This window comes from Paenarthrobacter sp. NPDC057355 (assembly GCF_042667405.1).
Classification (GTDB): domain Bacteria; phylum Actinomycetota; class Actinomycetes; order Actinomycetales; family Micrococcaceae; genus Arthrobacter.
The window spans coordinates 160,604-182,356 of the sequence record NZ_JBHVAL010000002.1; the positions used below are offsets into that span (position 1 = coordinate 160,604).

Below are 21,753 nucleotides of genomic sequence, written 5' to 3' on the forward strand. Positions count from 1 at the left end.
ATTTCATGGTTCTCCCCGGTATTGGTGGTGGTCTGAAGACTTTGTTGCTTGAGCGGACAGCGGACAGGACCCGGTGGGTGCGACGCCGCTGGCGTCAGAGGTTCAGCTGCAGGGCCGCGATGGCTGGAAATGCAGCGAATAAAACTGTCAGTGGCAGGACGCCGAAGACGAGTGGCACCATCATGGCGATCTCTTTCCGACCGGCAGATTCCATTAGTTCGCGTTTGGCGGCATCCCGGACATCGGCAGCTTGCGCCCGAAGGACGTCAGCCAGTGGCGTTCCACGTTCCACAGCAACCACCAGGCCATCGAAGAACCTGACCAGCGGAGGTAACTCCGTGCGGCTGGAAAAGGACTGCAGCGCTTCGACAAGTGGCATCCCCGACCGGGCATCCGCGAGGATCAAGCTGAACTCATTGGAGAGTTCCCCTTGGGAGCTGCGGCTCACACGGTCCATGGCCCCCAACGCGCTTTCCCCCGCGGCAACGGCAAGCGCCATAAGCTCTGCGAGGCTGGGAAATTCCGACAACATTCTTCTTTCACGTCGTCGCATTTGCTGGCCCAGCACGTAGTCGCGGAGCATGTACCCTCCGAGGGCGCCCCCGATCACGCCAATGAATGAAATGAAAGGGCTGAACTGCCCGGACGCTGCACGGGCCGCGATGACGAGCAATGCAAGGACCAGGCCTCCACCTGCCCAGAGGACTTGCTCTACCCTGAAATCAAGGATTGATTTCGTGGACCCTGAACGCGCAAGCCGCTTTGACGCAGCCGTTGACCCAACGTTCAAGCGTGATATAGAGGACATGGCATCGCGGAAAAAGGGCCGAATAATCCGTTCCAACGGCCCAAATGGCGTGAGGTCCTGCTCCGGGGCGGCCAGCAGCCGCGATTCGAGACTCCTGGCCTTCAGCTGCGGGCTGACGCGCTGCGAGAAAGTCATTCGACGCATGAACGGCAGACGCGTCAGGATCAACCAGCATCCGGTTCCAAGGAGCACTCCAGCAAGTACGGCCAAGGTCAATGACGTGCTCATCGAAGAACACGTTCATCGTCAGGCAATGCACCAACGCGAAGCATCAACGAATAGCAGAGCACCGATACCAGCAGGCCCCCCACGAGCACCATGGCGCCCGCTGCGGAGTTATAAGCCAGCATCGCCTCAGCTCGGCTGGCCATCACCGCCAGGACTATCCATGGTGCAGCGACTGCCAACCTGGCGGCATTGACTGTCCATGATTGTCTGGCCTCCAGCTCACTCCGTGTCCGGGCGTCGTCCCTGAGGAAGTCCGATAAGGTGCCCAACATACGGCCAAGGTCGGATCCGCCCACCTCGCGGGTCATCCGCAGAGCTTCAAGGATGCGGTCTGCCACTGGATCGGCGAGACGGTCTTTCAGCCTGTTAAGAGCTGCCTCGAAGTGCCCAACGGCGCGGTAGTCTGTGCCGAAGTCAAGGAAGAGCGTTCTCAGCTCCCCGGGGCCTTTGTATCCCAGCTGGATGAGGGCTTCGGGCAAAGCAAGGCCGGCGCGAATGGCTGAGCGCAGGTGATCCACGACGTCAGGCCAGAGCAAGCGAAGCGCCGCACGCCGCTTGCGCGCCCTCCACCGCACAATGCCCACAGGTACCCAGGATCCGAACAACCCGAAACACAGTGAAACTGCAGGCGATCCCGTAACGATCTGGAACACGATCGCAACGGCCAGGCCGAAGCCCCCGCAACTGAGAAGCAACGCAGGTCCTGTCACCCTCTCAATCCCTGCCGACAGAAGCAGCTGGTCCAAGCGACGCCGCTTGTCTTTTCCGGGCCTTTGGTTCGGCTCGTCCCATGTGGACCACCAAATAAGGAATAGCCCGAAGCCACACAGAACACCCAGGAGCGGTGCCATCAGTTCACCTCGAGCAGAGCGGCCACATCGAAGCCAGCGCGGGCGAATTTTTCCGCGGCCGGCATCGCATTGGGTCTGGGCTGGAGCTGGCCCGCCGTCATCCCAAATACGCTGGAGGACTCGATGATTCCGTTTTCAACCCGCCGGCCCAAGGCAAGCACCTCGGTGACTTGCCTTCGCCCCGATGGATGCCGGCCACAGTGGACCACCAGGTCGATGCATGAGGCCACAGTGGGAACCACGAAAGCACTGGCGATGTTGGCTCCGGCCAGAAGGGGCAACGTGCAGATCTTGGTGACGGCGTCATGGGCTGAATTGGCGTGCACCGTACACATCCCTGGAAGGCCCGAGTTAAGGGCGATCAGCATATCCAGGCTTTCAGCTTCACGGACTTCGCCCACAATCAATCTGTCCGGCCGCATTCGAAGGGCTTCCTTGACCAGTCGGCGGAGCGGAATTTCGCCTTCACCCTCCAAATTCGGTTGACGGCATTGAAGTCCGATGACATCGCGCAAAGGAAGCTGCAGTTCAAAGATCTCTTCAACGGTGATGACCCGTTCCCGTGAACCAATGTGGGCCCCAAGGCAGTTAAGCATGGTGGTCTTTCCAGCCTGCGTGGCCCCTGAGACAAGAATGTTCAGGCCGCTGGCAACTGCTGCGCCGAGAAACCTTGCGGCTTGGTGCGACAGGCTCCCAAGCTCAACCAGGTGCTCGAGCCTGCTGGCGCGGGCGGTGAACTTCCTGATGTTCACGGCCCAGTACTTCCTGGTGATGTCGGGAATGGCGACATGGAGCCTTGATCCGTCGGGGAGCGCCGCGTCGACGAAGGGCGAAGACAAGTCCAGCCGACGTCCGGAAGTCTTCAGCATGCGCTCGACCAGATCACGGACCTGCTGCTCAGTCAGACTCACAGCGGTTAGTTCGGACTCCCCGTTACGGGCTACGTAGACCTCATGGGGTGCATTGATCCAGATCTCTTCGATTGAATCGTCATCAAGGAGCGGCTGCAGCGGCCCCAAGCCCGCAACGGCGTCGAAGATACGGCGGCGGGCAGTCTCAAGATGACCCAGCGGAGGAAGCGGCGCAACGAGGGCCCGTTCGTCATAGTCGCTGACCGCCTCTTCAACGAGGCTCCGGACATCACCCGCCTGTTGGAGCGGATCCAGGCCACGACGCCGGATCAGCTCCCGGACCTCTCCTTCGACGATCCTTACTGCATCCACAGTTCTCCCCACGGGTCATGATGGCGTAAACGAGAGGCGCATCTCGAGTCACTTACGCTAAGTGAGCCATGGGTCCGCCTCAAGTCAGTCACGGCGGTATGTGGATAACTCGACTTCTCCAGTCACGGCAGCACCGTGAATCCCACTAGTCACTCCTGTTTCAGGATGTTAGGGTAAAGCCCGTTAGGAGCTGGCCTATGGTCTCACGCGCAGGCGCCCGAAGCTTGTCCCTAAGCCACACCATGCACCGCTGAGCCGCGGTACAGGGCCGGATGTGATGATGAAACATAAATTGATGGTCCCGGCGGGACGAATTCCCTTGGCGCGCGTAGGGCTGGCGCTGGCCGTAGCCCTCACGGCAGGCGGCTTCCTCGGAGCGCCTGCCTGGGCCCAAACCCCGGTCCCTCAACCGGCCCCAGCTTCAGGGACTCCGTCACCAGGATCACCACAGGGCCCCAAACCAGCAGGTAACGGCCCCGCGTCGACTCCGGCCGAAAACAGCCCTCCCCCCGGAAAGTTGCCTGACCAGCAAGCGCCGATCACCGGCGTCGAACTTTCTCCTGGCGGCGCGACCACGCCCGCGCCCGACACCGACAGCAAAGCCGAAGCGCAGCCCGCAAAGCCCAAGGCGATGCCGGGCAATGCCCCGGACGCCGAGACCATGAAAGCCGCGATGCGGGCGGCCATTCCGGCCGGCGGCGCAGAAATGGGCCAGCGCTCCCCCAGGGTCGTCACTGCAAAACAGGGCAAGGAGGCGGCTGGCCCTGCCCGCGCCAAAACCATAGGTGGGGCGGTCCAAGCCGTGGTGCCGATGGCAGCTGACCCGGACCACTGGCGCCCTACCATCGGAATCCAAGGCCAGGACGTCAGCGCGCACCAAGGCAATGTCAACTGGCAAAGCCAATGGAGCCAAGGCTCGCGGTGGGCTTACGTGAAAGCTTCCGAAGGCAACTACTACCTCAACGAAAACTACGCCCAGCAGTACAACGGTTCCCGAAATGTTGGCATGGTCCGCGGCGCATACCACTTCGCCATCCCGAACTGGTCATCCGGTGCTGACCAGGCCCGGTACTTCGTGGCAAACGGGGGCGGCTGGTCGGCAGATGGCTACACTCTCCCGCCGGTCCTCGACATTGAGTACAACCCCTACGCCGGACGAACCATCAACGGCTTCTATTTCGGGAACACCTGCTATGACATGTCGAAGGCACAACTGGGCCAGTGGGCGGCCGACTTCGGCAACACGGTCAAGGCCTTGACCGGCAGATTCCCGGTCATCTACAGCACCACCGACTGGTGGAACACCTGCGTTGGCAACAGCACCTTTGGAAGCTACCCGCTCTGGATCGCCTCATATTGGAACAATCCCACCAACTCGCCCGGGTCTTTGCCAGCCAGTTGGAACGACTACTCCATGTGGCAGTACAGCAGCACCGGCCCCTTCGAAGGTGACTCCAACATCTTCAACGGCACTTACGACGAGCTCCGTACCTTCGCCCGCGGCGTACCTGCCCCTTCGAATCCCTCGATCCGGTCCGGAGCGGATGTACTGGCAGCAATGCCGTCCGGACGACTCGATAACTTTCCCGCCGACGGCCAAGGACGGATCTCCGGCCCGGTGACCATCGGCTCCGGCTGGGGCAATGCCCTGTCGGTCCATGTCGTCGACTGGAACCAGGACGGTGTCCAGGACATTCTGGCCCAATGGGCCGACGGAACGTTGCAGGTCTATCGCGGCGCCTCCGGCGGTGGCTTCAGTGCACCGATCCAGGTGGGCAGCGGCTGGCAGGAAATGTCACTGGCGGCCGGATGGTGGAACTCGAGGGATCCCTTCCCCGGGGTCATCGGCCAGGACGGCGACGGCAACCTCTACCGGTATCAAAACGCCTCGGGAGGTGCACTGAGCGGCGGCGTCCAGATCGGCACCGGATTCGGCGGGCATCAGTTCAATCTTTTGGATTTCGACGGCGACGGCAACCAGGACCTTGTCTCCAGGACCAACGACGGTACTATGCGGCTGTTCCGCAGCAATGGGCTCGGTTCGTTCCTTTCAGAACCCGCACGGGCCATAGGTAACGGGTGGTCCGCCATGACTTCGGTCAGTTCATCCGCTGGCTTCAACGGCGCGGGTTCGCAGGGGCTGCAGGCTCGGGCGGCCAACGGCGATCTCTACTATTACCCGGCCGTGGGCGGCTCTTGGGGCAACCGCTTCCTGACCGGTTTGGGGTGGAACGACGCCATGCTCATCGGCGGCGCTCCGGTCAATGTTGATTCCACCTTGGGCGTTGACGAACCCGATGTCCTGGCCATTCGGCAGGACGGGAACCTGTATCGGTACGCCGGCTCGGGCTCCGGCTCCCTGGACTCCGCGGAGCTGATCGGTACGCAATGGACCGGGCTGAAAGCCGGCTTCCTCACCGACTGGAACGGTGACGGCGCCTTGGACATCCTGGCGCAGTGGAGCGATGGAAGGCTCAGCCTGTACCCGGGCCTCCAAGGCCCCGGCTTCGGTGCACCCATCAGTCTCGGCACAGGGTGGCAGGACTGGACCCTCACTGTGGGACGGTGGAAAAAGACTGATACCCGGCCAGGCATCGTGGGATACGACCCCTCCGGGCGCTTGTTCCAGATCGCCAACCCCTCCGGGCGTGCCTTGGGAACCCGGACCCAGATCGGAACTGGCTGGTCTGGCCTGGACATAGTGCAGATGGACTTCGATAAGGACTCCAACGCCGACCTTCTGGCGAAAAATGCCACGGGCAACCTCGTGCTGTACCGATCGAACGGCAACGGGACGTTCATCATGGAAGCTCCGGCAACCATCGGTACGGGGTGGAATGCCATTAACAGCTTCGGAGCCATTCGAGGATTCGCAGGAGCGAGCTCAACGGGAATCATAGGTCGAACAACAGGCGGCGAACTTCGGTACTACCCCGTGGGGCAAAACCGGGCCTGGGGTTCGCCACGTGTGATCGGATCTGGATGGAGCGGCCTGAAAATCCTCTCACCAGCAGCACGATAACCGGGCAGGCAACTCCGGAACGCCCGGTTCGGAAGGGCCCGCAAACTCCAAAATGGAGCGTGCGGGCCCTTTCCGCTTTTTCGCCACAAAGCGTCGGAATTGAAACAAATGGTATTCGCTCCAATGGATAGGCGTCATATCCGGGTTTGCGTGGTCTAATGAAGGTGGTCTCACGTTTTGGCTGTTCAGCGCAATGGGAAACGGGCTTTGTTTGGGGGCAAACGAAGGTCACCATTGGCGCACAATCAAGGAGTGATCTTTCATGGCGTTTACCGTTTCTACGGCCAAGGTCAGCATTTCCCCGTCCCTCGATGTCAATCCGTACATGGCGGGGTACGGGACCCTCGACGGTGGACGTGAGGCCACCAGCAGTGCACCCTATGAATCCCTGTGGGTTCGGGCGATCGTGCTGTGGGAAAACGGTTCGCCGAACCTCATCATGAGTGTGGACATTCTTGCTTTGCCGCACTCAATCCATCAAAGTGCCAGGGCAAGGATCCTTCAGCTCGCAAGCTGGACCAACGGAGACATCCTGATCCAGGCGACCCACACACATAACGGGCCAGTAGTGGTTGACACGCTTCACCCCTTCATGTGTTACGGGTTGTCGGACTTGTCCATGGTGGAGACGTACAGCAAGCATCTGGAGGACGACCTCGTGGATGCGGCCCAGCAAGCGCTTAATAACGCGCAGACAGCCGTCACGCTCGACTACAAGGTCACCACGGCGAGCATCGCCTACAACAGGGCCGGCTTGCCGTACCTGGAGAACACGGTTCCCGTCATCGTCGCCCGCCGCTCGAACGGCCAGGCACGAGCTGTCATCTTCAACTACGCGTGCCACCCCGTAGCTGCCGGCATGCGAACTCTCTTTGACGGCGATTTCCCGGCAGGGGCTTGCAACTACATAGAAAACAACAACACGAATTGTTTTGCCCTCTTCCTCCAGGGAGCGGCAGGCGACCAGAATCCCATGGGTGAACCCAGCTGGGACCTTCGCGACGAATATGCCACCAAACTGGGCTCAGCCGTGTCGATCGCGATGCAGACTCCCGGTCGAACCATCGGCAGTCCGCTGCAGACCAGCTACAGGGAGATCCAGATACCGCTGGACATTACGCCCACGGCTGGAAACCTCGCAGCGGTCAGGGCAGCGTACGCTTCGCGCCTGCCGAACCTCGACGGAAACCCTGCCTGGTACGGCCGCCACGCGCAGGTGATGATAGGACGGATCGACAGCGGTAGCTATGCCACCACGGTCACATGCCCGTTCCAGGTGTGGAAATTCGGCGGAAGTCCGCAACTGAAAATCGGTATTGTCGGCGGTGAGCTGGTCAGCGGCTACGCGGCATATTTCCGGTCGAAGTACGGCGGAGCAAACGCGGTCATTGTGGGCGGCTACGGAAATGAGTCCTGCTACTACCTGCCGAGCGCCCAGTTCCTGCCCCCGTACTCGGTGGGCGGAAGCTATGAGGGTGGATGGGATCCCGACTATCCCGGTATTGCCGGTGGGTCAATGACCGTCTACGGGCACATCGCCCACTTCCTGGGTGGCACCGGCGGCGTGGAAGCCACGGTCATCAACACCCTGAACTCAATGCTCGCTTAGAAAGCGAATCTGTTCGAGGGCCTTGGCCGAGTGCCAAGGCCCTCGACGTTATTCCTGCGTCACCTGCCGCACAAACCGTAGCGGTATCGATACCCGATTCGCCGGGCATTCCATTGACCCGGCCAAGCGCTCCGGAGAACCATGGAGCTGGAGGCCAAGATGCGATTCCACTACCTTTCAGCAGCTGCAGTTGTGCTTTTGCTTGTCTCTGGCTGCACCTCAGCGCCCGGAGCCACACCCGCTACGTCTGCGTCGTCGACTCCTCCTGCCGGCTCGGCGTCGCCGTCGAAGTCCGCGTCGCCGTCGGAAACTACTGCGGCTCCCACCAGTGAACCAGGCGAGGGAAGCGGCCAGGGCGCCGGAGACCCGGACGATTCAGGCCGTTTCTCATACTCCTGCACCAGCCTCAATGCAGTACCCGACACCACTTTCTCGAGCCTGGCCGAGGTCTGGGCCTCGTCAGGCTACTTGCGATTGGACTCCTGCACAGCCAATTACCAAGGTCCACAGCCCTACGAGCCTACAGATGATGAAGCCAGAATCATCGGCATCGCTGAGCCAGGAACGGACCCCGCCCAAGGCCTGGAGTCTTACCTGGCGGCGCTGGGACTCTGTACCCGGGTCAGCGACGATTCCGCTTCGCAGGTCTTTGGCGGCAGCAGCCGCCAGCTCTTGCAGGCCGCCAGCGAGCTGTGCCCTAAAGCGCCCCAAGGAAAAATCATTGCTCTTTGGGCGGTTGGGGCCCGCGCCGGTGACGGTCAATATGCAGTGGGCGACGGCGGCCTGGCCGCCGGCAGGTTCCACCTCCGGAAAACGCCGCCCGAAGGCTGCACGTGGAGCGTCATAGGTTCCGATGGCGCCCAAAAGGCCGGTGGCGGCGCCGTCGAGGGACAGAGCGGAATTCTTCTTGCAGAAAAAGACGTCTTAAGTAGTGACAAATGCGGAATTTGGGAGAAGATGGAGTAATGCAGCCGGCAACGGCTGGGGCGAACATCCAACTGCATGCGGAGCTGGGGAGCATCCGAATGAAGTGGGGATCCCTCGGTGGATATGCCAAGACGCGCTGTCGTCCAGTTTGGCCTTGCCGGTCTCGTTCTTACGGGCTGCTCTGTCCAAGTCACGCAAAATGTTGAGCCGTTTCGGCTGGGCGTAACGAATGCCGGCGATGCCGACACTCCTCGTCCCGAAAGACCGGAACCGGTAAAAAGGTACAAGTTTGACTGCCGAGGGGCGGATGGAAATTCTCTCGCAGTCTTGTCAAGCCTTCCGGAAGTCTGGGCCAATACCCAGTACAAGAAATTCGCCGACGTCCGCGTCGCCTACGTCGGTCCGCAGCCCCAGGTTCTTGAAGCCGAGGAAAACGCTGCCGTCAATGTTGCGATTGAAGCCGGGGCTTCCGGTAACCGGGCGGATATCTGCCTGGCAATAGTCAAGGCATGCACCCGCAGCAATCCCCCCACCATCAGTACCGCGCTCTATGGGCTCGGTGGACCGCCGGTCGTCAAGGGTGCCCTGACCCTGGCACCCATGGCACCACAGTCGGCAGTCCTGACCAAGTGGCTGAAGGAAGTGGCGTGATGGAACAGCCCAAAGCCCCGAACTTCACCGGAGGCCTGCTGCGCGGGAAGAAACTGACAACTATCGTCGCGGCGGCGGCTTTGGCCGTTGCCGGGATGACCGCCGTCGTTTCCAGCACCCCTGCCTTCGCTGACCAACAACGCCAGGTAGTCGGTACCGGCCTTACCAAGGCGGCCGGTACAATCGTGGACCCTATCGGCAGAATTTGGGTTTCGGACAGCGTCGCAGGCTTCTGCCGCATGACCGAGCCCGTCAACGGACAACCCGGCACCCTGGAAGAGGACACCTGCCTGGGCGGTAGCCTGTCCGGATCAGGGCAAGGTGCCAAGGTGCCCGGAGTCGCAAGCCTTTACGATCCCACGCCTTCCTCGGTAGGCAGCGGTGACGAAATAGCGTTCATCCCGGATTCATCGGTGGGAAGCTCGCATTTGGTACGCGCTCAATGGAACCCGCCCCTGGACCTTTTCGAGTACAGCAGCACGCTCTCCATTCTTGACGGCGATGTCCGGCCGAACGCGGTCAGCGACGGCCCCGACGGCAATATCTACCTTTCATTCGCGAATGCACGGTCAATCATCAAGATCGTTGACCCGACCATCAAGCATCCGAGTATCGAATCCATTGCCTCGGTTACAACAAAGGCCTTGGGCCTCGTGGCCGCAGGGTGGGACAGCAACGGACACGTCAGCGTCTACGTGTTGGAAACCACCGGGCTCCGGGCCTTCTCGGCTCCTGACGACGGCGAGATGACCAACTACGTGCCGTTGGCGTCCTACAACGTTGGCGTCGCCTCGTCGATTTACTACGACTACGACGCCCACATCATCTACACGGGCACGAGCACTGGCACCACCGCGGCCGATGCAGGAAAAGACAAAGTCTCGCGCCTGAATCTCGACACCGGTGTTGTCGACAACTCCTGGGCTCTGGGCTTCAGCAAGATCGGTGGCCTGGGCATGCGCGGAGGCCAGTTGTTGGTACTGGATGACCCCGGTCAATTGAACGCAACACCTGCTACAGGCCAAGGCAAGATGAGCCTCCTGGGCGGTGTCGTGGCCCAGATCACTTCCGGTCCGACACTGGCCAGTGGGGCCCAGTCACCCAATCCCGCCTTCACCAATGACACAACACCGACGTTCGGTGTAAGCGCGGAGCCGAGCGGCAGCGCTCTGGAATGCTCCGTCGGCGGGGCATGGACGAATTGCACGGGCGGCACCTACACCTCGGCTGTCCTGGCCAACGGTCTGCAGACATTCTCGGTAAGGCCGGCGCCCGGAGGCGTTCCCGTTTCCCGGACGTTCACAGTCGACACTGTTGCACCTGCTGCTCCTGTCTTCACCGCACCAAACAGCGGGCAAGTGGTGAACGGCAAACCGGTACTGGGCGCGACCTTCGAAGCCGGAAGCACGCTGAGTTGCTCGGTTGATTCCACGGCGGACGCTGACTTCAAGGCCTGTGCGCCGGGAGACACCTTCACCCTGACCACTGCCGGTGCGCACACCTTGCGGATCAGGAGCACGGATCCTGCCGGAAACGTCAGTCCTGCCGCTTCCTTGAGCGTGACTGCGGATCTGACAGCCCCACAGGTGGCCATTACCGCTCCGGCCAGTGGCGCGACAGTGGGCGCCGGATATCAGTTCCAGTTCGCTTCCACTTCACCGGACGTGGCTGGATTCCGATGCCGGCTGGGGACAGATGCGTTCACAGCATGCACCTCCCCCAAGGTTTACGCGGACATCGCCAACGGCCCGAACAGGTTCGAAGTTGAAGCCCGGGACGCTGCGGGGAACACCACGGTGGCCGGTGTGAACTTCACGGTCTTCGTCGCTGATACGACACCACCGACTGTGACGGCGGATCCCGTCGCCGGCACCTACGGACCCTCGCGCAAGATTGCCCTCACGGCCAATGAAGCAGGCGCGAAAATCTACTACACGGAAGATGGCAGCACGCCCACTACGGCCAGCACGCTCTACACGGCTCCCATCGAGATGGGCACCAAGACGCTGAAGTACATCGCAGTGGATGCGGCCAACAACGCCTCTGCACCGCAGTCGCAGGCGTACGTGCTGGACAACGTGGCACCGGCTGTCACGCCCAGCCCCCAGAGCGGCAGCATCACTTTGGGACAAAGCGTCACGCTGACGACAGAGGCCGGGGCAAAGATCTACTACACCACCGATAACTCCACCCCGACGGTGGCCAGCCAGGTCGGCACCACAACGGTGACGATCACGCCTACGGCAACAACTACGGTTAAGTACTTTGCCGTTGACACCGCAGGGAACCAGTCGGCGGTTGCCTCGCAGACCTACACCCTGCCTGCAGCCCCTGCCAATACCTGGAAGGACTACAACTCGGACGCCAAGAATGACGTCCTGGCCCGCGATGCAGCCGGGACATTGTGGCTCTACCCCGGCAATGGCACAGGCGGATGGTTGGGCAAGGTCAACACGGGTACGTCCTGGAACAACTACAACCTGATTATTCCCACAAAGGACTTCAGCGGCGATGGGCGCAGCGATGTCTTTGCCCGGGATGCCGCCGGTCAGCTGTGGCTCTTCAAGGGCAACGGAACAGGCGGTTGGCAGCCGGCGGTAGCCGTGGGAAGTGGTTGGAGTGGGATGACATCGGTCCTCGCTCCAGGGGACTTCAGCGGAGACGGAAAATCCGACCTTCTTGCCAGGGATGGGTCAGGCGTGCTTTGGCTCTACAAGGGCGACGGCCTGGGTAAGTTTACCGCCGGGGCAACGCAGGTCGGGGCCGGCTGGAACGTCATGAATGCCATCTTCAGCACCGGGGATTTCAACGGTGATGGCAAGACTGACGTGATCGCCCGGGATACCGGCGGCGCCCTCTGGCTCTATCCGGGCAATGGCACCGGCGGCTGGGGTACCCGGACCCAGATCGGCAGCGGCTGGGGCGGCATGACGGCCCTCCTCGGTCCAGGCGATTTCAATGGCAACGGCAAGTCAGATGTCCTCGCCAGGGATGCCAATGGCAATCTGTGGCTCTACCCAGGCAACGGCACCGGTGGGTGGCTTGCCTGGGGCCAGGTAGGAACGGGATGGCAAGGTTTTACGTCGCTCCCGTAGTGGAGTAAACCGCCGGCTTGCCGTTTGGAGGGGTGCATCGGAGAATATCCGGTGCACCCCTTTCGTTGTCTGGGTTCCATGGGCGCATCCTTGCTTCCACGGAACGTTTGCACTCATGAACTAGACTGAGGGTTTGCAAGGACCTCGTGACGCCAGCGTTGCGGGCTGCGGCTGGCGTCAAGAATTCGTCGGCAGGAACTACCGAGGAGAGTCTTGACTTTCGACCAGGCAGGCCAACCGGATCTCTCCGTTGTGATCCCGGTCTATAACGGAGAACGGATATTGGCGGCAACCATGGCGCGCCTTTCCGGCTATCTAACCAGTGGCAACTCCGAGATCATCATCGTGGAGAACGGATCTTCCGACAACACACTTCAGGTTGCGCGCGAGCACGCGGTGGACACTCCGAATGTGACGTTCCATGTTCTCCAAAGCGAAAAAGGGATGGGAAACGCTTACCGGAAGGGCATCGAAGCCAGCTCCGGTCGGCGGGTCCTCCTCACCGCAGATGATCTCCCCTTCGGGACGGATGATCTTGACGAAGACGCAAAGCTCACAGCCAAGCCGCACGTGGTCATTGGTTCCAAAGCACACAAGAATTCGAACATCCAGCGCAGCCCCCTGCGGGGCCTCACTACTTTCGGCTTCAAGACGCTCCGACAAGTGATTCTTGGATCTAAGGTTGGCGATTCCCAGGGCACCCTGATAGTCGACGGCGGCTGGTTGCGGAGCATGGTCCACCGCTTTGACGATCCTGGCTTCCTCTTCAGCACGCAGGTTGTCTACGCCGCTGAGAAGCAGGGATTCGACATCGTGGAAGTCCCTGTCACCTTGGCCCCCGACGACGAACCTGGCGAAACCACCATCCGGACGGCCGACGTCGTCAAGATGTTCAAGGGCCTGGTGGCGATGCGCCGCCGGAAGAGTGAACTCGCAGCGGCTCCCAGCGCAGGGACGCACGCCCCATGACGGGATCCATCGCGGAAACACCTTCGAACGACAACGACGTGAACCTGGAGCAGCCACCCGCGAAATCCACCAAAGCAAAGCTGGTGGATTTCGCCCGGCGCGCCCTCGTGGTCATCGTTTTTGCTGCTGCTGTCTACTTCATTGCAGTCCAATGGCCTCAAGTTCAAGCCACAGTCTTCGCCTTGGAATGGTGGCAAATCCTGCTATCCCTGCTGGCCCTCATTCCGGGAGTTCTTCTCGGCATGTACATGTGGCGGGTCGTCATGACCAGCTTGCTGAGGGCAGTGGACGTCGAGCCCCCGGGATTGGTCCTTAACCAGATCTACCTCGTAGGGCAGATCGGCAAATACCTGCCGGGTTCCGTCTGGGCATTCGTCCTCCAGATGGAGCTGGGCCGCAAGCACGGGATTGCGAGGGCCCAGGTCTTCGTAGCCTCCTTGGTAAGCACCGGCATAACCATCGGTGCGGCATTGGTGGTCGGAGCTTCAGCGTTGCCAATCCTTGTACAGCGCGAGCCCAATCTGCAATGGCTGTACGTCATCCTGCCCGTCGTAATCCTGGCGATGAACCCGAACGTCGTAACCTTCCTGGTCAACCTCGTGCTCAAGGTGTTCCGCCGGCCGCCGCTTCCCGAGCGCATCCAGGCCAACACCATGGTCAAGGCCTTCATCCTTGGCGTCCTCATGTACCTCTGCTTCGGTCTGCACCTCTGGATTCTGGTGGGTCACGAGGCAACCTTGGATCTTGCAACGTTCCTCGTCCTCACCGGAGCACTCGCGCTCGGAATGACCTTGGGCGTCCTCGCGTTCCTGCTTCCCGCCGGTGTGGGTGCGCGGGAGGCCATCCTCATCCTCGCGTTGGCTGGCATGATGACGGCCGGTGCCGCAACGGCAATTGCCGCGCTTTCCCGGATCATGTTTACCGTAGCGGACCTGCTCTGCGTCGGAATCGCTTTTATACATTTCCGGTGGCGCCAGCAGTCAGCTGCCAAGACAGCAGAAGAAACCACCTCAGAGCCCAGCTGATGCAGTGGGTACTTGCCGCGCCCGGGTGTTTCAGGATTCCCGGGCGTTCTTCTGGCCAATATTCAAACTCATGCCGCGCGCTAAGGAGCAAGGTACGACCATGACAGCAGTAACCTCCGGGGCCACTGCCCAGCGCCAGCCGGTCACCAGACGGCGCTATTTCATGCAGCACGACTGGCATTGGGGCATCGTTACCGCCGCCATCGCAGCAATCTCCTCCATCATCCCCAGGCTGTTCAATCCCACGTTCTACTACTGGGATGACATGATGCAGTCGTTCCTTCCCCTGTGGCGGCACATGGGTGAGGAAATCCGCTCCGGCCGCTTCCCGTTGATGGAACCCGGTGGCTGGGTTGGCGGCAACATTGTTGCCGAAGTGGGCTATGGAATCTTCAACCCCGTCAACATCGTAAACTCCGTCATCGTCTCCAACTTCGAGAACCTGTCGCTGGCGAGCTATTTCATCATCGTCCAGTTCATCGCGTTGCTGGCCTTTGGCACCTACATGCTCGCCCGCGATTACGGCTCCAACAGGCCACTGGCCCTTGCCGCCGGCGTAGCCATTCCGTTCAGCGGCTTTACCCTCTTCTATGAAGCGGCCCGTTGGCCGGGCGGCTTGATGGCGTTTGCCTGGATCACGGTCTTCTGGTGGTCCGTGCGCCGTTATGCGCGCCGAAACACCTCACCGTTCCTGCCGTTCCTTCTTGGCTTCATGACCATGACGGCGGGAAATCCCTATGGCGCTATCGGCGTGATCCTGGTTCTCGCTGCGGTTGCCATCGAGCTGATGCTGATGCGGCACTGGCGCCGCCTGATTCCCATCGTCATCGTGGGCGCGCTGGTTGGTCTGACCGCCGTCCTGGTGTACTTCCCGTTGCCCCTGAGCTCCGCAGTTACAGTGCGCCAGCAGAGCGAGATTCTCAACGATCTGTTCCTCTCGCCTGACATGTCTTCCCTCTTGACGATGAGTACCTCCTCCATGAGGCCCCGGATCAACAACTTCTGGGCCCCCATCGACAACGTTCCGTCGAGCTACCTGGCCTGGTTCGTCCTGCCGTTGCTTCCTTGGCTTGACTTCCGGAGCTTCCGCAACCGGTCCCGCCAGATCTTCAGCATCTACATCATCACGGGAATCTATTTCCTCCTGACGTTTGCTCCTTCCCAGGTTCTGGTCTTCCGCTGGCCCATCCGTCTTATCGAGTACGTGTACCTGGGTGTCATTGTCCTGGTGGCTGTTGTCGCATCGGCGGGCCTGAAAACGACTGCCTGGAAGAAGCGCCTGGTCATCACCGTGGCCATTCTCGGCTTCGGCACTTACCGCGCGTGGTCCATGGTGCCGGAGGGCGGCAAGTGGCAGATCTTCACGCTCGCCGTGACGTTGGTCCTTGTTGCGCTTGCTGTCCTTGGTTGGAAGCGGTTCGGATACCGTGGCCTTGCCGCCGTGATGGTCATCGGCACCATAGCCACCTTGGGCATGCAGTCCCGGCAGTTCGTACCCAACAACGCAGTGGCCGGCATCGGCTCTCCCGTGGATGCTGATACCCTGCGGGACTCGACCAGCAACTACAAGGGCAATACCATCCAGATTTTCAACACCATGAAGATCACTGGTGAGGAATTCACCGAGGGACGCCTCCTCTACGGCAACCAGATCCTCAATGCCGACGTCAACAACAGCATGGGCCGCTACAGCGGAATCAGCTTCACTACGTACGTCAATGCCCTGTGCATGAACTACCGCGGTGAAACGTGCCCGCTGGCCTACACGGAGTTGTTCAAGCAGGCATCACCGGAAATCAATGCGACTCTGGCCGACGTCCTCCAGGTTGAGACCGTCGCCGTCCAGAAGACCCTGATCGCTCCGGATCAGCTGAACATTGCACCGGGTTGGTCAATTGTGGCATCGGACGAGACTCGGACGATCCTCCAGCGCCAGAACCCCCTGCCGCACCCCGGCACGGTGTCGTGGGTGTCTGACGGCATTACAGTCCAGGACGCCACGAGGAACGGTAATGACGAGCACGTCCAGTTGTCTGGCAATGGCAGCGGCGGGAAGCTTACCTTCGCACGGCTCGCCTGGCCCGGTTACACCGTCAAGGTAGATGGCCAGACGCAGCAACTGACCCAGGGCCCAGCCGGCGTCATCATGGTGGACCTCCCCGCGGGTGCCAAGACCGTGGACATCTCCTTCACGACGCCGGGACTCACCATGGGACTGGCAGCACAGGCTGCCGCGTGGTTCGGAATTCTGCTCTTCACCGTATTCCACTACGTACGGCGCCACCGCCGCGGGAAGCCTGCCGGGCAGGTTGTCGAAGAACCTGCCGAGAGGGTTACCGTGTAGCCCGCTGGCAGTCTGCAGCACGAAAGAGCGTCCACTCCAAAGGGGGTTGGACGCTCTTTTCGTATGCTTGGTGACACTGACGCCCCTACCCACCATTCACGGTAGGGCGGGCGGTCCGGGGCGGGCGGTCCGACAACAAAAGGCCGTTGTACCTCCTTGAACAGGGGTGCAACGGCCTTTTGGACTCCTATGACAGGCGTATTCCGCCCCTTAGGTAATCAGCGCTCCCGTAGCCAAGCCACGGCTTCCTCGGCAGGACCTTCGAACTGTACAGTGCCCGAGGAGAGCACTACTCCCCTGTCGCAGATCCTGGAGATCATGTCGAGGTCGTGGCTGACAACCACAAGCGTTCGTCCCTCGTCCGAAAGCTGCTTGATCTTGGCGAGGCACTTCCGCTGGAACGGCTCATCGCCCACGGCCAGGATTTCGTCCACGAGGAAGATATCCGGCTGGGTATGCACCGCCACTGCAAAGGCGAGGCGCAAAAACATACCGGAGGAATAGAACTTGACCTCGGTGTCGATGAACTGTTCAATCTCGGAGAAGGCTACGATGTCTTCGAACTTCTCGTTGATCTCCTGTTCCGTCATGCCAAGAATGGCCGCATTCAGAAACACGTTCTCGCGCCCGGACAGGTCAGGGTGGAAACCCGCGCCCACCTCGATCAGTCCGGCCACGCGACCCTTGGTGCGAACCGTGCCTTTGTCAGGCAAAATGACGCCGGAAATGAGCTTCAGGAGAGTTGATTTGCCTGAACCATTGAAGCCCAGCAGGGCAACAGTTTCTCCCGGCTGAATTTCAAAGCTGACGTCATGGAGGGCATCGAATTTCTTGGTGAGCTCGCCTCGACGTCCCTTAACAAGCCAAACAAGCGTCTCCTTCAAGGAGTGCGAGTGGCGTAGGTTGAATGTTTTCTTCAGGTCCTTGACTATTACAGCAGCACCCATTTAGACCTCCTGCGCAAAATGGCCCTCAAGTCGTCGGAAGACGAGCTGGCCGATGATGAGGAACAATGCAGCCATCCCGAGCCCGAGTAGTCCCGTCCACATCAGGTGTGGAGGCAGTTCAACAGGCCGGTTGACTGTGGGGTACCAGAACGCCCAGTGGAAGAGCTCGACGGCGACGGTGATGGGATTCAGCTGGTAGATCACCAGCACCCATTCCGGGGCCAGGCGGCGGATCATGGTCCAGTCGTATAGAACGGGTGAGGTCCACGTGACGATCATCATCAGCATGTCGACGATGTTCTCCGCGTCCCTGAAGAAGACGTTGATGGCACCAGCCAGCAAACCGAGACCGGTAGCCGTCACTGCCACAATGACAAAGCCCAATGCCGCACCAATAAGCTGGAAAACGTCCGGGTGCCAGCCCGTCAGCAATGCAGCGGCCAGCAACACCACCAGCTGCGGCAGGAAGTGAACCGCAGCTACCCACACCGAAGCAACCGGGAAGAGCTCACGCGGCAGGTAGATCTTCTTCACCAAGGCAGCATTGGAAACAATGGAGCGCGTGGCGTTCGAGAACGCTTCGGAGAAAAAGTTGATCACGATGACGCCGGAGAACATGTACAGCGCGTAATTGGGGATCTGGTCCCCAACACGCAGCACAATGCCCAGGGCGAAGAACAGCACCACGTACTGGACCAAGGGCTTGACATAGGACCAGGCCAGGCCGAGGACCGAACCACGGTAGCGGACCCGGAGTTCCTTACGGACAATCAACTTCAGGAGGTACCGGCGTCGGTAAACGTCCAGCAGACCGGCGCCTACCCCCGGAACAGCATATGTATCAGTGGAAGTGGCCATTGCTACTTGTTAGGCTCCGATGCTTCGAACGTCTTGCGCCAGGATTCCATCGAGGTAATCTCCGGAAGTGCATCGCGGTACTGCGTGCGGAGGGTCTCCCAGTTGGAGAAAAGCTGCGCGTGCAGCCTGGCGGATTCGACCACAAGTTGGCGGGCCATTTTGGGATCCCTCAAGTGCCAGGATGCGCCGGTGCCATCTGCGTTCGAGACCACCGCGCTGTCCAGGTGCGCCAGGCTCCACCATTTTCCGTCCTGGTGGGCCACCTGGGCCTCCGGGTTGGCCTTGGCGGTGTCCCGCACAGGAGCCAGCGTCTGCTTCAAGACTGTCTTGACAGCCCACGGAAGAAGGCCCAGGGCACCAGGCTGCTTGTAGGACTGGGGCTTCTTCGGCGGACGCTTCCGGAAGACCTCCGGGAAGGCGGCAGGGTCCGTCTTGATCTGGGAGTCCGGGAATTCATCACGCATGGCACGAAGCTTCGGCATGGTGGTGGGCAGTTGCTTGTGAAGATCGCCTGGTCCGGCCAGGACATCACGCAGGGCCATAACGCGGGCCTGCTCAGGGTAGTACTGCATCGAGACCAGGTGCTTGATGTCCGCGTTCAGGCTCTCCCGGAGGATTCGACCACCCTTGGGGAACGGCGAGTGCAGGAGAGTCGCGATGAGGCGGTTCCGCTCGTGGTAGTAAGCCTGCCAGTCCACAGAGTCGTCTTTATCGGCCCAGGAAACGTGCCAGACTGCCGCACCAGGAAGGGTTACAGTCGGGAAGCCGGCGGCGCGGGCACGAAGCGAGTACTCGGCGTCGTCCCATTTGATGAACACAGGCAGTGAGAGCCCGATGGTCTCAACCACGGCCTTCGGGATGAGGCACATCCACCAACCGTTGTAGTCGGCGTCCCAGCGGCGGTGCAGCTGCGGCGTTGAGCGCAGACCCGCCTGCGAGAAGTCGTGGTTCCCCAGACCTTCTACCGGACCCCAGAGGAACCGGTAGAAGTTGATCACCTCGGAGTAGGCGTGCAGAACCGACTTGTTGTACATGTCGAACATGTGACCGCCAACAATGGTCGGCTTCCTGCAAAGGTCGGCGAACGCTACCGCGCGCATCACGCCCTCTGTCTCCAGTTCGATGTCGTCATCGAGCAGCATGACGTAATCGCTCTTGTCGGACACGAGCATCTCGTACATGTTCCGGGCGAAACCACCCGAACCCCCAAGGTTGCCTTGGTTGATGATCCGCAGCTGGTCACCCATGGATTCAGCGACGGCGTTAAAGCCGGCTTCGTCGGCGACCTTCTTGTTGCCTTGGTCGACGATGATCAGTTCGGCAAGGATTTCCCGGAGCCCGGCATCGCCATCAATGGCTTTGATGGTTTCCAGGCAGTAGTCCGCACGGTTGAAGGTAGTGACACCCAAGGTGACACGGCCGTGGGGGCGACCCTCGTCGGGCACGGCCCAGTGGGCGCTTTTCAGCGCCATGCCCTCGCCGCCGGCGATGAGGTCGAACCAGTACCAGCCGCCGTCGCCAAACGGTGCCAGCGTCAATTCGAAATCGTTGGCAGCGGACCCTTCAACCAGTACGGAATCCACGCGCTGGGAAGCTCCACGGGCGTTGGAGCGGTAGACGATGATGGTGCCTTCGCCCTCGGTTTCGAGGTGGAGGACGGTCTTCGTGGCAATCGTCCACTTACGCCAGTAGCTGGCAGGGAAGGCATTGAAGTAGGAACCGAATGAGAGGCGTTCTCCGCGGCGGACCTGGACGGAACCACGGTCAAGGATGTCTTCGGGGTGAAGCTGCCGGGCGATGCCTACTGCCTGCACTTCCGAGCTTCCTTGGCTGCCCTTCTGGACCGTGCTCGTGTCGGGATCCACGTAGAGGGGAAGGGTGTCAAGGTCGCGGTTCGCCGGGAAAATGACCCGCTGAACAATCCGCAGGTTTTCTTCCGTTGAACCGGGAACATCCGCGGCGGTAGCAGCCGTCATGGCGATCTCCTGGCTTTCATTTGTTGTGGCGGTCACGCGTCCACTCCCCCACTTTCAAGCTTTGCGCCGCCGGTGAAGTGCGGCTTGATCTTGTTGTCGTACATTGACAGTGCCGAGCCGATGGCCATGTGCATGTCAAGGTACTTGTAGGTACCAAGGCGTCCACCGAACAGCACCGATTTCTCACCCTTGGCGAGATCGCGGTAGGCAAGAAGCTTCTGGCGGTCGTCGGAGGTGTTGATGGGGTAGTAAGGCTCATCGCCCTTCTCAGCAAAACGCGAGAACTCGCGCATGATGACCGTAGCGTCCTTGGTGTAGTCGCGCTCCGGGTGGAAGTGGCGGAATTCGTGGATGCGGGTGTACTTTTCCTCGGCATCGGGGTAGTTCATAACGGCACAACCCTGGAAGTCCTGGATGGGCAGGACCTCTTCCTCAAGGTCGATCGTGCGCCAGGAAAGGTCTCCCTCGGCGTAGTCGAAGTAGCGGTCCACCGGGCCGGTGTAGATAACAGGCACCTGGCCAAGGACAGAGGAGCGGCCGAACTCGCCGTCGTCGAAGAAGTCCGTGTTGAGGACAACTTCAATGTTGGGATTATCCGCCATACGCTCAATCCAGGCGGTGTAGCCGTCAACGGGCAGCCCCTCATGGGTGTCATTGAAGTAGCGGTTGTCGTAGTTGTAGCGCACGGGAAGGCGGGAAATGATCTCCGCCGGCAGGTCCTTGGGATCCGTCTGCCATTGCTTGCCCGTGTAGTGCTTGATGAACGCCTCGTACAGCGGGCGTCCGATCAGCTGGATGCCCTTGTCATTCAGGTTCTGGGGATCCGTTCCGGCAAGTTCGCCGGCCTGTTCGGCAATAAGCGCCTTCGCTTCCGAGGGGCTCATGGCCGAGCGGAAGAACTGGTTGATGGTGCCCAGGTTGATGGGCATGGGGTACACCTCGCCCTTGTGGCTGGTGTACACCTTGTGTTGGTAGTTGGTGAACTTGGTGAACCGGTTCACGTACTCCCAAACGCGTTCGTTGGACGTGTGGAAGAGGTGGGCTCCATAGCGGTGCACCTCGATTCCCGTCTTTGCTTCGTTCTCGCTGTAGGCGTTTCCACCAATGTGGTGACGGCGATCAAGCACCGCAACCTTCAGCCCCAACTCGGTAGCGGCGCGTTCTGCAATGGTCAGGCCAAAGAAACCCGAGCCGACGACGACGAGATCAGCGTTCACAAA

15 protein-coding genes are annotated in these 21,753 nt (G+C 60.8%); 8 read left to right on the forward strand and 7 right to left on the reverse strand.

Features of this window, described 5'->3' with window-relative positions; translation table 11 throughout:
• Positions 1-94: 94 nt before the first annotated feature.
• From ACFUOZ_RS04700 to ACFUOZ_RS04710, 3 genes are read right to left on the reverse strand one after another with little or no spacing between them, the layout of a single operon-like run.
• Complete coding sequence (locus tag ACFUOZ_RS04700) at positions 95-1,036, reverse strand: type II secretion system F family protein (protein WP_377545250.1); 942 nt, start codon at positions 1,034-1,036, stop codon at positions 95-97.
• Entirely contained in the window at positions 1,033-1,887 is an 855-nt protein-coding gene (locus ACFUOZ_RS04705; RefSeq protein ID WP_377545252.1) for a type II secretion system F family protein, read from the reverse strand. Before ACFUOZ_RS04705 ends, ACFUOZ_RS04700 begins: the two co-directional genes overlap by 4 nt.
• Entirely contained in the window at positions 1,887-3,110 is a 1,224-nt protein-coding gene (locus ACFUOZ_RS04710) for a CpaF family protein (protein WP_377545254.1), read from the reverse strand. Before ACFUOZ_RS04710 ends, ACFUOZ_RS04705 begins: the two co-directional genes overlap by 1 nt.
• Before the next feature lie 517 nt (positions 3,111-3,627).
• Here ACFUOZ_RS04710 and ACFUOZ_RS04715 point away from each other — a divergent pair.
• From ACFUOZ_RS04715 to ACFUOZ_RS04750, 8 genes are all read left to right on the forward strand, one after another.
• A complete protein-coding gene (locus ACFUOZ_RS04715) occupies positions 3,628-6,132 on the forward strand; it encodes a GH25 family lysozyme (protein WP_377545256.1) in 2,505 nt (834 codons plus the stop codon).
• Between the two features lie 262 nt (positions 6,133-6,394).
• On the forward strand, positions 6,395-7,741 hold the full coding sequence (locus ACFUOZ_RS04720) for a hypothetical protein (protein WP_377545258.1): 1,347 nt from the start codon (positions 6,395-6,397) through the stop codon (positions 7,739-7,741).
• Between the two features lie 159 nt (positions 7,742-7,900).
• Positions 7,901-8,707 carry a hypothetical protein gene (locus tag ACFUOZ_RS04725; protein WP_377545260.1) on the forward strand — a complete coding sequence of 269 codons (807 nt, stop codon included), beginning with the start codon at positions 7,901-7,903 and terminating at the stop codon, positions 8,705-8,707.
• Positions 8,708-8,995: 288 nt separating this feature from the next.
• Complete coding sequence (locus ACFUOZ_RS04730) at positions 8,996-9,319, forward strand: hypothetical protein (protein WP_377545262.1); 324 nt, start codon at positions 8,996-8,998, stop codon at positions 9,317-9,319.
• Complete coding sequence (locus tag ACFUOZ_RS04735; RefSeq protein WP_377545551.1) at positions 9,319-12,414, forward strand: chitobiase/beta-hexosaminidase C-terminal domain-containing protein; 3,096 nt, start codon at positions 9,319-9,321, stop codon at positions 12,412-12,414. Before ACFUOZ_RS04730 ends, ACFUOZ_RS04735 begins: the two co-directional genes overlap by 1 nt.
• 213 nt (positions 12,415-12,627) lie before the next feature.
• The gene (locus tag ACFUOZ_RS04740; RefSeq protein WP_377545264.1) at positions 12,628-13,383 is read left to right on the forward strand and encodes a glycosyltransferase; all 756 of its coding nucleotides are present in this window, start codon (positions 12,628-12,630) and stop codon (positions 13,381-13,383) included.
• On the forward strand, positions 13,380-14,408 hold the full coding sequence (locus tag ACFUOZ_RS04745) for a UPF0104 family protein (protein WP_377545266.1): 1,029 nt from the start codon (positions 13,380-13,382) through the stop codon (positions 14,406-14,408). Before ACFUOZ_RS04740 ends, ACFUOZ_RS04745 begins: the two co-directional genes overlap by 4 nt.
• Before the next feature lie 100 nt (positions 14,409-14,508).
• Positions 14,509-16,752 (forward strand): hypothetical protein, encoded by a 2,244-nt coding sequence (locus ACFUOZ_RS04750; protein ID WP_377545268.1) that lies wholly within the window; start codon positions 14,509-14,511, stop codon positions 16,750-16,752.
• Between the two features lie 218 nt (positions 16,753-16,970).
• Here ACFUOZ_RS04750 and ACFUOZ_RS04755 read toward each other — a convergent pair whose 3' ends face one another.
• From ACFUOZ_RS04755 to glf, 4 genes are read right to left on the reverse strand one after another with little or no spacing between them, the layout of a single operon-like run.
• On the reverse strand, positions 16,971-17,699 hold the full coding sequence (locus ACFUOZ_RS04755; protein ID WP_377545270.1) for an ABC transporter ATP-binding protein: 729 nt from the start codon (positions 17,697-17,699) through the stop codon (positions 16,971-16,973).
• On the reverse strand, positions 17,700-18,557 hold the full coding sequence (locus ACFUOZ_RS04760; protein WP_377545272.1) for an ABC transporter permease: 858 nt from the start codon (positions 18,555-18,557) through the stop codon (positions 17,700-17,702).
• A gap of 2 nt (positions 18,558-18,559) precedes the next feature.
• Positions 18,560-20,569 (reverse strand): glycosyltransferase, encoded by a 2,010-nt coding sequence (locus ACFUOZ_RS04765; protein WP_377545274.1) that lies wholly within the window; start codon positions 20,567-20,569, stop codon positions 18,560-18,562.
• Positions 20,566-21,750: a UDP-galactopyranose mutase gene (gene glf / locus ACFUOZ_RS04770; RefSeq protein WP_377545276.1), complete on the reverse strand. Its 1,185-nt coding sequence runs from the start codon at positions 21,748-21,750 to the stop codon at positions 20,566-20,568. Before glf ends, ACFUOZ_RS04765 begins: the two co-directional genes overlap by 4 nt.
• Positions 21,751-21,753 lie beyond the last annotated feature (3 nt).

What these genes read in the sequence shown, in the direction of transcription:
- ACFUOZ_RS04700 (WP_377545250.1), bottom strand. Translation starts at nt 1,036, where the DNA reads ATGAGCACGTCATTGACCTTGGCCGTACTTGCTGGAGTGCTCCTTGGA.
- ACFUOZ_RS04705 (WP_377545252.1), bottom strand. Translation starts at nt 1,887, where the DNA reads ATGGCACCGCTCCTGGGTGTTCTGTGTGGCTTCGGGCTATTCCTTATT.
- ACFUOZ_RS04720 (WP_377545258.1), top strand. Translation starts at nt 6,395, where the DNA reads ATGGCGTTTACCGTTTCTACGGCCAAGGTCAGCATTTCCCCGTCCCTC.
- ACFUOZ_RS04725 (WP_377545260.1), top strand. Translation starts at nt 7,901, where the DNA reads ATGCGATTCCACTACCTTTCAGCAGCTGCAGTTGTGCTTTTGCTTGTC.
- ACFUOZ_RS04735 (WP_377545551.1), top strand. Translation starts at nt 9,319, where the DNA reads ATGGAACAGCCCAAAGCCCCGAACTTCACCGGAGGCCTGCTGCGCGGG.
- ACFUOZ_RS04745 (WP_377545266.1), top strand. Translation starts at nt 13,380, where the DNA reads ATGACGGGATCCATCGCGGAAACACCTTCGAACGACAACGACGTGAAC.
- ACFUOZ_RS04750 (WP_377545268.1), top strand. Translation starts at nt 14,509, where the DNA reads ATGACAGCAGTAACCTCCGGGGCCACTGCCCAGCGCCAGCCGGTCACC.
- ACFUOZ_RS04755 (WP_377545270.1), bottom strand. Translation starts at nt 17,699, where the DNA reads ATGGGTGCTGCTGTAATAGTCAAGGACCTGAAGAAAACATTCAACCTA.
- ACFUOZ_RS04760 (WP_377545272.1), bottom strand. Translation starts at nt 18,557, where the DNA reads ATGGCCACTTCCACTGATACATATGCTGTTCCGGGGGTAGGCGCCGGT.